This window comes from Hymenobacter artigasi, assembly GCF_012275535.1.
Taxonomy (GTDB): domain Bacteria; phylum Bacteroidota; class Bacteroidia; order Cytophagales; family Hymenobacteraceae; genus Hymenobacter; species Hymenobacter artigasi.
This window is the reverse complement of sequence record NZ_JAAVTK010000022.1, coordinates 12,765-26,325: the sequence shown is the minus strand read 5'-3', so window position 1 is coordinate 26,325 and position 13,561 is coordinate 12,765. Positions and strand designations below refer to the sequence as shown.

15 protein-coding genes are annotated in these 13,561 nt (G+C 58.7%); 10 read left to right on the top strand and 5 right to left on the bottom strand.

Annotated elements, in window-relative coordinates; translation table 11 throughout:
• The first annotated feature begins 33 nt into the window (after positions 1-33).
• Entirely contained in the window at positions 34-1,206 is a 1,173-nt protein-coding gene (locus tag HBN54_RS21485; protein ID WP_168675296.1) for an MFS transporter, read from the top strand.
• A gap of 159 nt (positions 1,207-1,365) precedes the next feature.
• Positions 1,366-2,298 (top strand): DNA adenine methylase, encoded by a 933-nt coding sequence (locus HBN54_RS21480; RefSeq protein WP_168675295.1) that lies wholly within the window; start codon positions 1,366-1,368, stop codon positions 2,296-2,298.
• Positions 2,299-2,306: 8 nt separating this feature from the next.
• On the opposite strand, the gene HBN54_RS21475 is transcribed toward HBN54_RS21480, so the two are convergent.
• Together HBN54_RS21475 and HBN54_RS21470 are read right to left on the bottom strand one after the other, a co-directional pair.
• The gene (locus HBN54_RS21475; RefSeq protein WP_168675294.1) at positions 2,307-2,831 is read right to left on the bottom strand and encodes a hypothetical protein; all 525 of its coding nucleotides are present in this window, start codon (positions 2,829-2,831) and stop codon (positions 2,307-2,309) included.
• On the bottom strand, positions 2,815-3,054 hold the full coding sequence (locus HBN54_RS21470) for a helix-turn-helix domain-containing protein (protein ID WP_168675326.1): 240 nt from the start codon (positions 3,052-3,054) through the stop codon (positions 2,815-2,817). The genes HBN54_RS21475 and HBN54_RS21470 overlap by 17 nt, the downstream gene beginning before the upstream one ends.
• A 385-nt stretch (positions 3,055-3,439) precedes the next feature.
• Here HBN54_RS21470 and HBN54_RS21465 point away from each other — a divergent pair, with 385 nt between their 5' ends.
• From HBN54_RS21465 to HBN54_RS21450, 4 genes are all read left to right on the top strand, one after another.
• A complete protein-coding gene (locus tag HBN54_RS21465; RefSeq protein WP_168675293.1) occupies positions 3,440-4,198 on the top strand; it encodes a hypothetical protein in 759 nt (252 codons plus the stop codon).
• Between the two features lie 95 nt (positions 4,199-4,293).
• A complete protein-coding gene (locus HBN54_RS21460) occupies positions 4,294-4,758 on the top strand; it encodes a hypothetical protein (RefSeq protein ID WP_168675292.1) in 465 nt (154 codons plus the stop codon).
• Positions 4,759-4,935: 177 nt separating this feature from the next.
• Complete coding sequence (locus HBN54_RS21455; RefSeq protein WP_168675291.1) at positions 4,936-6,483, top strand: T9SS type A sorting domain-containing protein; 1,548 nt, start codon at positions 4,936-4,938, stop codon at positions 6,481-6,483.
• A gap of 162 nt (positions 6,484-6,645) precedes the next feature.
• A complete protein-coding gene (locus HBN54_RS21450; RefSeq protein ID WP_168675290.1) occupies positions 6,646-7,017 on the top strand; it encodes a hypothetical protein in 372 nt (123 codons plus the stop codon).
• 4 nt (positions 7,018-7,021) lie between these two features.
• Here HBN54_RS21450 and HBN54_RS21445 read toward each other — a convergent pair whose 3' ends face one another.
• Positions 7,022-7,996, bottom strand: a complete 975-nt coding sequence (locus HBN54_RS21445; protein WP_168675289.1) for an arginase — start codon at positions 7,994-7,996, stop codon at positions 7,022-7,024.
• A gap of 321 nt (positions 7,997-8,317) precedes the next feature.
• Here HBN54_RS21445 and HBN54_RS21440 point away from each other — a divergent pair, with 321 nt between their 5' ends.
• Entirely contained in the window at positions 8,318-9,715 is a 1,398-nt protein-coding gene (locus HBN54_RS21440; RefSeq protein ID WP_168675288.1) for a type III PLP-dependent enzyme domain-containing protein, read from the top strand.
• A gap of 97 nt (positions 9,716-9,812) precedes the next feature.
• A complete protein-coding gene (locus HBN54_RS21435; protein WP_168675287.1) occupies positions 9,813-9,968 on the top strand; it encodes a hypothetical protein in 156 nt (51 codons plus the stop codon).
• A gap of 175 nt (positions 9,969-10,143) precedes the next feature.
• Here the strand turns inward: HBN54_RS21435 and HBN54_RS21430 are convergent, their stop codons facing one another.
• Positions 10,144-10,497: a hypothetical protein gene (locus HBN54_RS21430; protein WP_168675286.1), complete on the bottom strand. Its 354-nt coding sequence runs from the start codon at positions 10,495-10,497 to the stop codon at positions 10,144-10,146.
• 204 nt (positions 10,498-10,701) lie between these two features.
• Complete coding sequence (locus HBN54_RS21425; protein WP_168675285.1) at positions 10,702-11,217, bottom strand: D-glycero-alpha-D-manno-heptose-1,7-bisphosphate 7-phosphatase; 516 nt, start codon at positions 11,215-11,217, stop codon at positions 10,702-10,704.
• Positions 11,218-11,341: 124 nt separating this feature from the next.
• On the opposite strand from HBN54_RS21425, the gene hemG reads away from it, so the two are divergent.
• The gene (gene hemG / locus HBN54_RS21420; protein WP_168675284.1) at positions 11,342-12,679 is read left to right on the top strand and encodes a protoporphyrinogen oxidase; all 1,338 of its coding nucleotides are present in this window, start codon (positions 11,342-11,344) and stop codon (positions 12,677-12,679) included.
• Between the two features lie 132 nt (positions 12,680-12,811).
• Entirely contained in the window at positions 12,812-13,555 is a 744-nt protein-coding gene (locus HBN54_RS21415) for a polyprenol monophosphomannose synthase (protein ID WP_168675283.1), read from the top strand.
• Positions 13,556-13,561 lie beyond the last annotated feature (6 nt).

Here is a 13,561-nt window from a genome sequence, read left to right as displayed (position 1 = left end):
ACCTTGCCGCTTCTCTCCCACCCGCTCCCGTTCATGTCCCGTATTCTTCCCACCATCGTGGGGGCGCAGTTTTGCTGCACCTCGCTGTGGTTTGCCGGCAATGCCGTAGCGCCCGATATGGCGGCGCGCCTGCACCAGGGGCCTGGTTTTGTGACCTCGCTCACCAGCGCCGTGCAGCTGGGTTTCATTGCCGGCACCCTGGCGTTTGCCCTGCTGGCTGTGGCCGACCGGTTTTCGCCGTCGCGTGTATTTGCCCTGAGCGCGGCGCTAGCGGCGCTCTGCAACCTGGGGCTGGTGCTGCCGGGGCTGCCGGTGGCGGGCCTGCTGGCCTGCCGGGTACTCACGGGGTTTTTCCTGGCCGGCATCTACCCGGTGGGCATGAAAATAGCGGCCGACTACTACGAGGCCGGGCTGGGCCGTTCGCTGGGCTGGCTGGTGGGGGCGCTGGTGCTGGGCACCGCGTTTCCGCATCTGCTCAAAAGCGTGGGCGGGCAGCTGCCCTGGCAGGCGGTGGCTTGGGCTACCTCGGGCCTGGCGCTGCTGGGCGGCGCGGCCCTGCTGCTGCTGGTGCCCGATGGCCCCTACCGCCGGGCCGGCACGCGCCCGGCTTTCACGGCGTTTCTAGCGGGGTTCCGGCAGCCGGCGTTCAGAGCGGCGGCGTTTGGCTACTTCGGGCACATGTGGGAGCTCTACACGTTCTGGGCCTTCGTGCCGCTGGTGCTGGCGGCCTTCAATGCCCGGCACGCGGGGGCGGCGCTGCCGGTGCCGCTGCTGTCGTTTGGCATCATTGGCGGGGGCAGCCTGGCCTGCGTGAGCGCGGGGATGCTGGCCCAGCGGCTGGGGCCGGCCCGCGTCGCAACCGGGGCGCTGGCGCTGTCGGGCATTTGCTGCCTGGCCTCGGTGCTGGTGCTGGGCACGGGCTCGGGGGCAGTGCTGGGGGCTTTTCTGGGGTTCTGGGGGCTGGTGGTGGTGGCCGATTCGCCGATGCTTTCCACCCTGGTGGCACGGCACGCCCCCGCCGACACGCGCGGGGCGGCGCTCACCATTGTCAACTGCCTGGGCTTTGCGCTCACCATTGTCAGCGTGCAGCTCACCGGCTGGCTGGGGCCGCAGCTGCCGCAGCACCTGCTGCTGCTGCCGCTGGCCGTGGGGCCGGCGCTGGGGCTGTGGGCGCTGTGGCGGGGGCGACAGGTGGTAGTGGCATGAGAGATGGGCCCGCATCCAAGGCGGCCAAGCCCACCCGCACCGGCCGAATAGCCCCCAAAACTTGAAGCACCGGGGAGGCCCGTTATTCGCTGATGGAGCTTTTCGCTTTACTAATGCTACTTATTGTATGTAAAGCGTCCCGTTGCGTACCTTCGATGTATGGATTTATTTGGTGAAGTAAGTGGCGCAAAGCCGTTCTTGAAATGGGCTGGTGGCAAGCGCCAGTTAATTCCCACTATTCAGGCGATACTACCGGCTACCCTCGCTCAGGAAACCGACCTCACTTACGTTGAACCGTTCATTGGAGGCGGGGCTGTGCTTTTTTGGATGTTGCAACAATATCCCAACATTCGGCGCGCCGTCATCAACGATATTAATCCCGACCTAACCACGGCTTACCAAGTGGTTCAGCAGCGCCCGGAAGAACTCATTAAGGCGCTGAATACAATTCAAGAATTCTACTACAAGTTGGGTACGGAGGACGCCCGGCGCTCCTACTTTGATGAGGTGCGGGCCGAGTTCAACCAACGGCCGCTCGCACCGCTACGGAATACGGTGGCGCTCATTTTTCTAAATCGTACCTGTTTCAATGGCTTGTACCGGGTTAATAGCAAGGGCGGCTTCAACGTCCCTTTTGGCCGATACGACCGTCCCAGCATCTGTAATCCCACTACCATTCGTGCTGATAGCGCACTACTAGCCCGCGTGACTATCCTCAACGGTGACTTTACCGAAGTTCTCCCCCACGTTTCGGCCAACAGCCTTTTCTATTTTGACCCGCCGTACAAACCGCTGAGTAAGACAGCCTTATTCAATGCTTACGCGACGGAGACGTTTGACGATGGCGCTCAGTGCCGGCTAGCTGAATTTTGCCGTAATCTGGATACACGAGGGTACCGCTGGCTACTGAGTAATTCGGACGTACAGAACACGGACTCGGGAAATTCCTACTTCGACGATTTATACGCCGGCTTTGCGCTACAACGAGTTCAAGCCAAGCGCACTATAAATTCCAAAGCCGAGGGCCGAGGCCATATCAGCGAATTGCTCATCAACAATTACGCGCTGACAGATATGCCACAGTTAGCTTAATACATAGCCTACAAGCCCAACCTTTCAAGCGGAATTTCGAGAAAGAAATAGTCGCACCCTACTTCCTCAATATATTCGAGCACATCCCGATAAGAAGAAGCCTTGAACCAATCGCTGAGCAAGTAGTGAAATGCAACCCGAATGCCTAAAGGTGCCAGCAGCTTGGTGTATTGCCGCAATTTAAAATGGCAGGTTTGCAGCTTTTCATCCACGGAGCCTGCTCCGGCTTGGTATTTCTTTTCAATGATGTGTAGAATCCCCCCTACCAGCAAGGCATCATCGGGCAGCAGTTTCTTGCTTAAAATTTGCTTGTAATCGATGTCTTTTGCTTCCAGCAGGTTTTTGTAGAGCTTATTCTTTTCGAATAACGTCCCCACCTTCTGGTCGGTTGCTCGGTCAATGACATTATCGCCATCCAATTTATAACGGGGATGGTCGGTGAAAGCATCACGCAAGTCGGCCCCACGCTCGAATGCCAAGCCATTGCGGGTAGTATTGGCCCCGCCCCCCACGGTATTAGGCGAACGTCCCAAGTGCGGTTTCGTAACGGGTGAAAAATTCAGGTAGCGACACCCCCAAATGGCGACATAGGGTAAGCACATTAAGCAGCGAAGGATTACGCTCGCCCCGCTCTATCTGGCCGATATAGGTGCGATGAAATCCGCACTGGTCAGCTAGCACTTCCTGGGAAAGGCGGCGCTTAGCACGCCAGTGGCGTACTTCTTGGCCGAAGGCTTTCAGAGTCTGTTCTCGCATCCACAAAACACGCTACTTATTGTCTGCACAACAACCGACAATTAGTATCATTACAGTAGCCGCAGCGCCCCACCAGCTACTGGTGTGGCTCTTTGTAGCTTCAACGGCTTAGGCAGCGGGCTGGGGGGCGGGTCACCTCGGGAGCCGCTCCCACCGGGAATAATGAGCCGGGTGTAGCCCTTGAAATCCAGTCAGACCGTGCTTTTCTGAGGGTAAGCAATACGGTTTAGCATCCTCAAACAAATTCGAAAACAGCTTCAACTACTGATTACCCGAGTGCCTTGTAAAGCAATCGATTAAAATATTTCGTTTTTGGTATTGTATATGATGGGGGGGGGGGTATACATTTGCTCATCGTTCATTCATCTACCCTGAATCGATGCGTATGAAAACCCTCTCCGTGCTGGCCCTGCTGGGTAGCGCCGTGCTGTGGACCGGTTGTCGGTCCGGCTCCGACCATTCCGAGCCCAACCCCTGCCAGGCGGCCAAAGCCAACCCGCTCACCTTTCGATTTCTGGAAAGCTACGGCACGCCTACCCCCGACACGGCCTACAGCAAGCAGGACATCACCTTTGAGGGACCCGGCGCGCCCTACACCACCTACGAGTGGCACATTGCCAACGACCCGCGGGTGTTTACCCAACGGAAGTTCAGCCTCTACTTCCCCGAAACCTTCGCCGGCGATTTCCCGGTGCAGCTCATTGCCCGGCGGCCGCTCAACACGGCCTGCTTTCCCAAAGACGATGGCATCGATACGCTGACCCGGACGCTCACGCTCGTGCCCCGCACCCTGTACCACGCCCCCGTCTACGGCAAGTTTTTGGGCAGCAACAGCGACGCGCCCCGCGACACGTTCACCATTCGCGTGCTGACCGGGCCCGACCCATACAACCTCGGCAGTCCGATTCCTTACGACTTTTTGCGGAACCTGGGCCGGGGCTGCCAGTCGCCCTACTTCACCGTAAGCCTCACTTGGCGCGGGGTCAATTTCAGCTACGGTAGAGACGATTTCAATTGCCTGAGCGAGGCCGGCACTGGTTACCTCACCACCCGCGATTCCATCCGGGTCGACTACTCGACCTATGAATCCAAGACCGGTTTCAAGCGCATAAATCGCGTTTTTCGAGGCCGGCGGGTGCGGTAGATTTTTGCTTTTTCCGGGCAATGCGTGGCTGCTACTTCTCCGGCCGGAGGTAGCACGGGTTGCCTTTTTTCGTCCTTTTTTACCACACCAACATCATGAGGAATTTTTTACCCACAATGGTGGGGCTCCTATCCATTGCCCTTGCCCAGCCTGTAGTGGCTCAACCAGCCGCGCCCTGCGATATAAAAGGCATCAGCACCAACCCTTGGTCTGGTAAACGCGGACCCTTGGCTTACAACCCGGAGTACCCCGCCCGCACCAACACGTTCAACTGGGCTTACGGGCAGCAATACAACGGCCGCTGGTGGAACCTGAACTGCCAGGCCCAGCCCAACGCCACCGCCATCTGGATGCCCTGGGAGCAGTCCGATAATCCGCTGATGACACACATTTTGGGCAAAGAGGATATGCCCGGCGACGGCTGGGAGCTGATTAAGCGCAACCTGGGCTATGATGATAGCGGCACGCGGGTGGCCAACCTGGTCAATCCCTACGTGGTGCTCTACAACAAGTACTCAGGCATGTTGCGCGTGTTCGTCGCTACGGGCGCACGGGTGTAGGACTACCAGTTTGCGGAAATCAAGCTGATTTTCAACACCAACGGCCCGCAAAAAAAGGCCGGCACCCTGAACCGGCTCGAAGGCATTGGCACGGCCCTGGAAAACACCTCGCCGGGCCGCGACAACTCCGAGTTTTCATCCATAGTCCGTTTTCTGAATCAGGACACCAAATGGTTCATGGCCGATTTCCCGATGGAATACGACCCCTGCGTGTGTCAGTTCGACTCCAAGCTGAAAATTGAGGTTCGGCTTATTAGCCAAGCCGACATCAAGCTAACGGGCGTGACGACTGGCACGCTGATGAGCACCAACAGCAGCACCGGGGCAACTTCGACCAGCTCGACCTTCGATGATGCCGTGAATATGTTCAAAAAAACGAACGGGGTCATCACCGCCGGCCAAAGCACCTACAAAACCCTCAACTCGTATGCCTCGGCGCTCACCGGCAAGCTCAACGCCCAAGGGGCCAAGAGTAGCGTAGCGGATGCCAATGCCAAGAAAAACGCCGTGCAGCAGCTCACCGCCGCCATTGGGAGCAACTCCTTCCTGAGTGCCGGGCTGAATGCCGTGCCCTACATCGGCACGGCCGTCAGCATCATGGATTCTTTTTTTGGGGGCGGCAAGGATGCCGGGACTCAGGCGGTCAGCATCCAGCCGATGGCCATTGAGATGACGACGCAGATGACCGGCACCATGAGTGCCACGGCACTATACGAAGCCATTACGTTCAACAACCCGGGTACCCGTACCATCACTACCCCAGAGGAATACCCGTATTACAACGAGGCCATGGGCGTGTTGAGCGTGCTGCGCAAGCCCGTTGTAGAAGTAAAACAGTCGGGCTACGTTGATACCGACGGTCGCAACCGCCGCCTGTATCAGTACCGGGTGCCTGCTCCCATTCAATACCTCATCAACCCAGCTTCTGGCTTGGAGGTGCAGGATTTTCAGGTAGCCTTGCTACAGGAAGGTCGCAAATATCCGGTCGTTTTTCCGGCCGGTTCTACCGCATGGCACTACGAGGGCATGAGCAGTGCTACCACCCATGTGCTGCGCACCGACTACCTGGATGCCAACTGCCTAAGCAATAACATTCTGGAGTTGGACATAAGCGGCAATAATATTCAGGACCCGGCCAGCAGCGAGTTTGTCCCAACCCGAAATACCAATCCTGGCTCACTGTATCCCATCTATTTGAAATTCATGTTGAACCTGCGGCGGCGCAATACCACGGCAACGACACAAAACGTGCTTCTGGTGTTGAAATTCCCGGTCATGGTGCAAGAGGTGACGAGTTTTGACGAACTGCTGCCTCGCTCCTGCGGCGTATTGCCCCAAGTAGATATTGCCACGGTGCAATCGTTCTGCGGCAGCGCCACTTATACCAATGCTATGAACCTACGCTCCGGACCTGGGAAACTTTCGGCGGCTCCTAACACGCCAGCATCGGCAGTTCCGGTCATCGCCGATGTTCAGGTCTATCCAAACCCAGCATCTGAGGTGGCCACCATCCGCTTTTCAGGAGTCAGCGCTGGCCGGGTATCCGCTTACCTAACCGATATGGTCGGCCGCAGGGTTGTTACCATCATGCGGGATGAGGAAGTCATGAACGGAGAACAGCTAAAAGCTTTTTCCACATCCGCACTAGCGCCGGGCTTGTACCAATGCGTCATCGAAACATCTGGTGGTGCCCGCATCACTTCACGCCTCAGCGTGGCTCACTAATTCGCTGTCCTGAAACTAATAAAAACGCCCTTGCTCACTAGCAGGGCGTTTTTATTCAACCATACATCACTACTTTGGTACGTCAACACCCCGATAATTTGAGTATACTGCGCCTTTCTATATTGCCTTCTAAAATTTCTGGCATTCTATCCAATTCGCCCTATGAAAAGAATCATCCCAGCGCTGACAATAATTGTTTTCTCCTTATTTCTGCTGCTAGCTCCTCCGGCGCAGGCCCAGGCCCCCGCTTCCACCGCAGCTATCAGCCAGCCCGGCAGAGTGGTAGTAGTGTACCTGTACGCGCTGAAAAACAGCTACAACCCAAGTTTCGACACCGGAGGGCAATTAGTCGGGGGGTTGAACAGTGCGGAGCTGTCTACTAGATTTTTCCGTACCTCCGCCGCTACCATTCTCAACTTTATGGCAGAAAACGGCTACCGCGTGGTGGGCTTTGCGGCCAAGCCAGCCGAGATATTCAACAATTCCGGCGGGGGGCTGGAAGGCTACACGGTACTACTGGAACAAGTCCGGTAGCTCGCTACCGACTCACCACTTCCTCCAGCCGCAGGCGGCGCTCAATGGCATCCGTCGCCTTTTCCAGGATGTTGAAGACATTCTTCGCCATCGTATTCCCGTTGTCCAACGTGGGGTTTATTTCGACCATCTCGAAGCACACCACCCGCTCGTTTTCCAGCAGGTCCTGGCAGAGATTTTCGGCTTCGGAGAGGTAAAGGCCGTCCTCCACGGGCGTGCCGGTGCCCATGCTGAAGCTCGAATCGAGGCTATCGACATCGAAGGAAATGTACACCATGTCGCAGAAGCGCAGGTGCTCATAAATCTCGCGGGTGAGACGGCGCGAGCCCTTTTCCTTTATTTCGGGCAGCCGAATCCACTTGATGCCCAGCTCTTCGATGAGGGCGTCTTCCTGCTCCTCGGTGTCGCGCACCACCACGTACACCAGGTGCTCGGGCAGCAGCTTGGGGCCGGGCTCACCCAGGTTTTGCAGCCGCCGCCAGAAAAACTCGGTTTCCGCGTCGGGGATGTTGCGCTGGTGCTTCAGGTTGTCGAGGCCCAGGGCGGCGGCCAGGGGCATGCCGTGCACGTTGCCGCTGGGCGTGGTATAGGGCGAGTGCAGGTCGGCGTGGGCATCAATCCAGATTACGCCCAGCGTTTTGGTCGGGTAGGCGGCCTTGATGCCGGCAATGGTGGCGTTGGCGCTGCTGTGGTCGCCGGCCAGCACCAGCGGGAACTCGCCGAAGCGCAGCGTCTGCTCCACGGCGGCGGCAATGCCCTTCTGCACGGTATAAATGGCGTCGATGTGCTTGGCGAACGGGAACTGGTTTTTCTCGAACAGCACCTGGTTCAAATCGGGCAGCACCACTGTATTGAAGCGCCGGAAATAGTCAGAACCTTTGTTGAGGCAGGCCACGCGCAGGGCGTCGGGGCCCATGCCGGCCCCGCGGGTACCCGCCCCCAGCTCGGAGCGGACTTCCAGTAATTTAATGCGTTTCATCGGAGGGTGGGAATTTGAGTAAGCAGGTTGGCGGCACCGTTTTTTGAATTAAGAATTAATAATTAAAAATTAAGAATTAGGAGAGCACCCAGGGCAGCAACTGCTAATTCTTAATTGTTAATTCTTAATTCAAAATTAATTAAAACGCTGCCTTGCGGCAGAAGAATCTGCCGTAGCCAAGTCGCTAATATTCCATCGTCACGATGCGAGGCCGGGTAGCGGGAGAACAACAATCGGTTCCCAGCCGTTATCCTGACCCCGGCGGTACTTTTGTACGGCCCGCCGCAAAGGTCGGGCTTTTTTGCCGTTTTCAAAACCCGAATGGATACGTACCACGACCTCATTTCCCAAACCTTCGACTTCCCCACGGCCGACTTTACCGTTCAGGACCACGAGCTCCGCTTCCACGACATCGACCTGATGGCCCTCGTGGAAAAGTACGGTACCCCGATGCGCCTCACCTACCTGCCCAAAATCAGCTCCCAGATTCAGCGGGCCAAGAAATGGTTTGCCGACGGCATCGCCGAAACCGGCTACACCGGCACCTATTCCTACGCTTACTGCACCAAGTCGTCGCACTTCCGCTTCGTGCTGGAGGAGGCGTTGAAGAACGATGTTGACCTCGAAACCTCGTCGTGGTTCGACATCAGCATCATCCGCAACCTGCACGCCCAGGGCAAGGTCGACAAGCAGAAGCACATCATCTGCAACGGCTTCAAGCCCGAGGCCTACAAGAAGGAAATCGCCGACCTCATCAACGACGGGTTCGTGAACTGCATGCCCATCATCGATTCGCCCAACGAAATCGAGTACTACCACGACCACGTGCGCGAAAACGTGAACCTGGGCATGCGCCTGGCCTCCGACGAAGAGCCGCGCTTCCAGTTCTACACCTCGCGCCTGGGCATCCGCTACGCCGACGCCATCCCCATCTACGAGCAGCGCATCAAGGACGACCCGCGCTTCACGCTCACCATGCTGCACTACTTCATCAGCACGGGCATCAAGGACACGTCCTATTACTGGTCCGAGCTGAGCCGCTTCGTGCACAAGTACTGCGAGCTGCGCAAGGTGTGCCCCACCCTCACCACCATAGACATTGGCGGCGGCCTGCCCATCCAGACCAGCATCCAGCCCGACTACGACTACCCCTACATGGTGGCCGAAATCCTGCGTACCATCCAGCGCATCTGCAAGGAAGAGGGCGTGCCCGAACCGCATATTTTCACCGAGTTCGGCATCTTCACCGTGGGCGAAAGCGGGGCCACCATCTACAGCATTCTCGACGAAAAGCTGCAGAACGACAAGGAGCTCTGGTACATGATTGACGGCTCGTTCATCACCAACCTGCCCGATACCTGGGCCCTCAACCAGCGCTTCATCATGCTGGCCCTCAATGGCTGGGAGAAGTCCTACAAGAAAATCCAGCTCGGCGGCCTCACCTGCGACTCGCAGGACTATTACAACTCCGAGAAGCACATCTACCAGACCTTCCTGCCCGAGCGCAAGCCCCAGGATGCGCAGCCGCTCTACGTGGGCTTCTTCCACACCGGCGCCTACCAGGAAAGCCTCAGCGGCTACGGTGGCATCAAGCACTGCCTCATCCCCGCCCCGCAGCACATCATCCTCGACCGCGCCGAAGACGGCACCCTCACCGATACCGTGTTTGCGCCCCAGCAGGAAGCCAGCAGCATGATGCGCATCCTCGGGTACGAATAATTCAATTTCGGCGTTAGGGAATTGCAGCGATATATTAGGCTGGCTGCTTATCTTTGAAGCCCAACCCTGCAACCCCTCACCCGTTTTTATATAAATTATGAAAAAGTACGTTCTGCTCGCCGCCGGCTTCGCGGCCCTCTCCCTGGGCGCCTGCAACCGCCAGAAGTGCCCCGCCTACAGCAGCACCAAGGAAGCCAACCGCGTTTCCTCGCCCATCACGGCCAGCACGGCTACCCCGGCGGCCCGCCAGTAGTGCTTTTGAATTTGAAGTAGAAAGGCCGGCTTCCCGCATGGGAGGCCGGCCTTTTTTGTTACGTCATGCCGAGCGCAGCCGAGGCATCTCGCGTGCCGCAGTAACTCAATCGTTCCAACGAAGCGAGCGAGATGCCTCGGTATCTGCTTGACGCGCAGAATGCTCGGCATGACGGTCATGGCCGCTTGATTTGGTAACGCCTGATGAGCCCCGTATCATCGGCCGCACTCGGCCCGAAAACCGACACCTCGGTATAAGCCGAAAACCGGCGATACAAAGTGACACTGTCGCTGCCCGCCGCCTTCACCACCGAATCGCCCACCTGCAGGTACTGCTGCCCGGCAGCCGTCAGGCCCAGCGCCTGGGTTTCGCCGGTGGCCAGCTTCACCTTTTGAATACCCCGCGAATTGGACAGGATTTTCTCTACCCGGCCGGCTAGTTGCAGGGCTTTGTAGCGTTCGATTTCGCGCTTGCTATTGGCCGTGGTGTTGAAATAAAAAATCACCTGCCCAATGATGACGCACACCATCAAAAAAACGGTATTGCGGTTTCGGGCTATCCAACCCGGCTTTTTTTCGGTGCCTGTCATTGCCCTAAGAAGCTGTTTAAGTTAGCGAAGAATACCGCTGAAACGGTGTAGAGACGCATCTTTGCGTCTCGTCGTTGAAGGGAATCGCCCAACGACAAGACGCAAAGATGCGTCTCTACACCGTTTAAAATCAGAAGAATTAACTCAAACAGCTTTTAAAATAAGCGCCGTGGCCGCCCGCAGGTCCGCTACGTGCGGCGCGAATGTCGTATCCTCCTCCCCCACCAGAATGCCGCGCACGCCGATGTTGGCCCCGGCTTCCATGTCGCGGAGGCGGTCGCCCACAATCCAGCACTGCGCTACATCCAGGTTGAAGCGGGCCACCGCCTTTTCCAGCATGCCGGAATTTGGCTTGCGCAGAATGGATTCGCTCACGCTGGGGTGGGCATCGCTGAAATACAGCGCGTCGATAACATCGTTGCAGGCGGCTTGCAGCTTGGCGTGGCAGGCGCGTACCTCGGTGGCCGTGTAGAGCTTTTTGGCGATGCCGGCCTGGTTGGTAACCACGATGAGCAGGTAGCCGGCGGCTTTGAGGCGGGCCAGGCTTTCGGGCACGCCGGGAATAATGCTGAATTTTTCCGGCTGCCACACATAGGTGCCGATTTCCTCGTTCAGCACGCCATCGCGGTCCAGAAATATGGCTTTGTTTTTTGGTGTCATGATAACAAAGGAAGTAGCGCGAACTTTGTAGTTCGCGTCCCCGCGCCGTTCGCATTGTCCGGTCGGGGCGGGGACGCGAACTGCAAAGTTCGCGCTACTACTCGCTACTACTTTTCGTGCTACTATGAAAATTGCCATCATCGGCGGCGGCATCAGCGGCCTCACCCTCGCCTGGTACCTGCAAAAAAGCGGCGTGGCCTACGACCTGTTCGAGGCCGACACCCGCCCCGGCGGCAACCTGCGCAGCTGGGCCACCCCCGAAGGCTACCTCCTCGAAACCGGCCCCAACTCCTTGCAATTGAGCCCCGAGCTGGAAGAATTGCTCGCCGACCTCGGCCTCACCGACCAGATTGAGGACGCCGCCGCCGTGAGCCAGCAGCGCTACGTGCTGCGCGACGGCCGCTACCAGGTGCTGCCCGGCTCGCCCCCCACCCTGCTCACCAACGGCTTTTTCAGCCTGAAAGCCAAGTGGCAGCTGCTGAAAGAATTCCGCCAGCCCGCCGCGCCTATCGACCCGCTGGAAACCGTGGCCCACTTTTTCCGCCGCCGCTTCGGCCCCGAAATCCTGGACTACGCCGTGAACCCCTTCATGGCCGGCATTTACGCCGGCGACCCCGAGCAGCTGCTCATCAACAAAACCTTCCCGCAACTCACGGCCCTGGAGCAAGCGCACGGCTCGGTGCTGCGCGGCCTCATGAAGGGCGGCAAAGGCGCGGGCCGCCGCCGCATCATTACCCTCAAAAACGGCATCCAGACCATTCCGGACACGCTGGCGGCCCTGCTCACCAGCTACCAGCCCGGCACGGCCGTCACCGCCATTTCCCGCGCCACAGATGGCACCTATCAGTTGGAGTTAAAGGGCCCGCAGGGCCTGGAAGCCGCGCCCGGCTACTCCCACCTGGCCCTGGCGCTGCCCACTTATGCAGTTGCGCCGCTGCTGGAGGCCTTATTTCCGAAAGCCGCCGCCGCGCTGGCCGCCGTGCACTACCCGCCCATGACGGCCGTATTCTCGGCCTACGACCGCGCCGCCGTGGCGCACCCGCTCAACGGCTTCGGGGCGCTGCACCCCAAAGTGGAGGGCCCCTACGCCGCCGGCTCCATCTGGACCAGCTCGATATATCCGCAACGGGTGCCGGCCGGGCAGGTGCTCTTCACCACCTTCGTGGGCGGCGCGCAGTACGAAGCCGCCGCCAGTCAGCCCGAGGACGCGCAGAAAGCCGCCGTTCACGCCGAGCTGAGCAAATTTTACGGCATCACGGGCGCGCCGCGCTGGCAGGGGCGCTACGCCTGGCCGCGCAGCATTCCGCAGTTCGATGCGCGCATCATCGACGCCCACCGCGCCGCCGACACCCTCGAAGCCGAACACATCGTGGCCGTGGCCAACTGGCGCGTGGGCGTGAGCGTGCCCGATTGCATCCGCCAGGCGCGGGTGCGGGCAGCCCTCTTAGCGGCTGAACATTAACCTGTTTTAGCCCGGCGGCTGTCAGCCACCGGCCTATTTGCCGGCGGTGGCCAGCCTAATCGTAGCGGGTAGCCGTTTCGGCCATGCAGCTTCGGGCCTCTAAACCCTATCTTTGGGGTCAATTTGAATTCCATGAGCGAAGGCCTCGTCCTGATTCCTACCTACAACGAGCACGAAAATGTGGAGCTGATTATCCGCAAGGTGATGTCGTTGCCACGGGCTTTCGATGTGCTCATTGTCGATGATAATTCGCCCGATGGCACGGCCGCCATCGTACGCGGGCTGCAAATCGTGTTTCCGGGCCGTCTGTTTCTGGAGGTGCGCGGCGGCAAGCAGGGCCTGGGCACGGCCTATCTGCACGGCTTCCACTGGGCCCTGGCCCATGGCTACGAGTATATTTTTGAGATGGACGCCGACTTCTCGCACAACCCCGAGGACCTGCTGCGCCTGCACGACACCTGCGCCATAGAGGGCTACGACATGGCCATTGGCTCGCGCTACATCCAGGGCGTGAACGTGGTGAACTGGCCCATGTCGCGGGTGCTCATGTCGTATTTCGCCTCCTGGTATGTGCGCCTGATAACCGGCATGCCCATCAGCGATGCCACGGCGGGCTTTAAGTGCTACACGGCGCGGGTGCTGCAGGCCATCGACCTGGCCAACATTCACTTCGTGGGCTATGCCTTCCAGATTGAGATGAAGTGGCTGGCCTACCAGCTGGGCTTCCGCATCAAGGAAGTGCCCATCATCTTCACCGACCGCACCCGGGGCACCTCCAAGATGTCGAAGGGCATTGTGCAGGAAGCCTTCTTCGGCGTGCTGCAGATGAAAATCAGCAGCTGGCTGCACCCGCTAAAGCGGGTGGGCAGCCGCTAAGGACAA

Bases quoted from the DNA above. Each gene is read 5' to 3' on its own strand.
- HBN54_RS21485 (WP_168675296.1), top strand. From the start codon at position 34: ATGTCCCGTATTCTTCCCACCATCGTGGGGGCGCAGTTTTGCTGCACC.
- HBN54_RS21480 (WP_168675295.1), top strand. From the start codon at position 1,366: ATGGATTTATTTGGTGAAGTAAGTGGCGCAAAGCCGTTCTTGAAATGG.
- HBN54_RS21470 (WP_168675326.1), bottom strand. From the start codon at position 3,054: ATGCGAGAACAGACTCTGAAAGCCTTCGGCCAAGAAGTACGCCACTGG.
- HBN54_RS21465 (WP_168675293.1), top strand. From the start codon at position 3,440: ATGAAAACCCTCTCCGTGCTGGCCCTGCTGGGTAGCGCCGTGCTGTGG.
- HBN54_RS21460 (WP_168675292.1), top strand. From the start codon at position 4,294: ATGAGGAATTTTTTACCCACAATGGTGGGGCTCCTATCCATTGCCCTT.
- HBN54_RS21455 (WP_168675291.1), top strand. From the start codon at position 4,936: ATGGCCGATTTCCCGATGGAATACGACCCCTGCGTGTGTCAGTTCGAC.
- HBN54_RS21450 (WP_168675290.1), top strand. From the start codon at position 6,646: ATGAAAAGAATCATCCCAGCGCTGACAATAATTGTTTTCTCCTTATTT.
- HBN54_RS21445 (WP_168675289.1), bottom strand. From the start codon at position 7,996: ATGAAACGCATTAAATTACTGGAAGTCCGCTCCGAGCTGGGGGCGGGT.
- HBN54_RS21440 (WP_168675288.1), top strand. From the start codon at position 8,318: ATGGATACGTACCACGACCTCATTTCCCAAACCTTCGACTTCCCCACG.
- HBN54_RS21435 (WP_168675287.1), top strand. From the start codon at position 9,813: ATGAAAAAGTACGTTCTGCTCGCCGCCGGCTTCGCGGCCCTCTCCCTG.
- HBN54_RS21430 (WP_168675286.1), bottom strand. From the start codon at position 10,497: ATGGTGTGCGTCATCATTGGGCAGGTGATTTTTTATTTCAACACCACG.
- HBN54_RS21425 (WP_168675285.1), bottom strand. From the start codon at position 11,217: ATGACACCAAAAAACAAAGCCATATTTCTGGACCGCGATGGCGTGCTG.
- hemG (WP_168675284.1), top strand. From the start codon at position 11,342: ATGAAAATTGCCATCATCGGCGGCGGCATCAGCGGCCTCACCCTCGCC.
- HBN54_RS21415 (WP_168675283.1), top strand. From the start codon at position 12,812: ATGAGCGAAGGCCTCGTCCTGATTCCTACCTACAACGAGCACGAAAAT.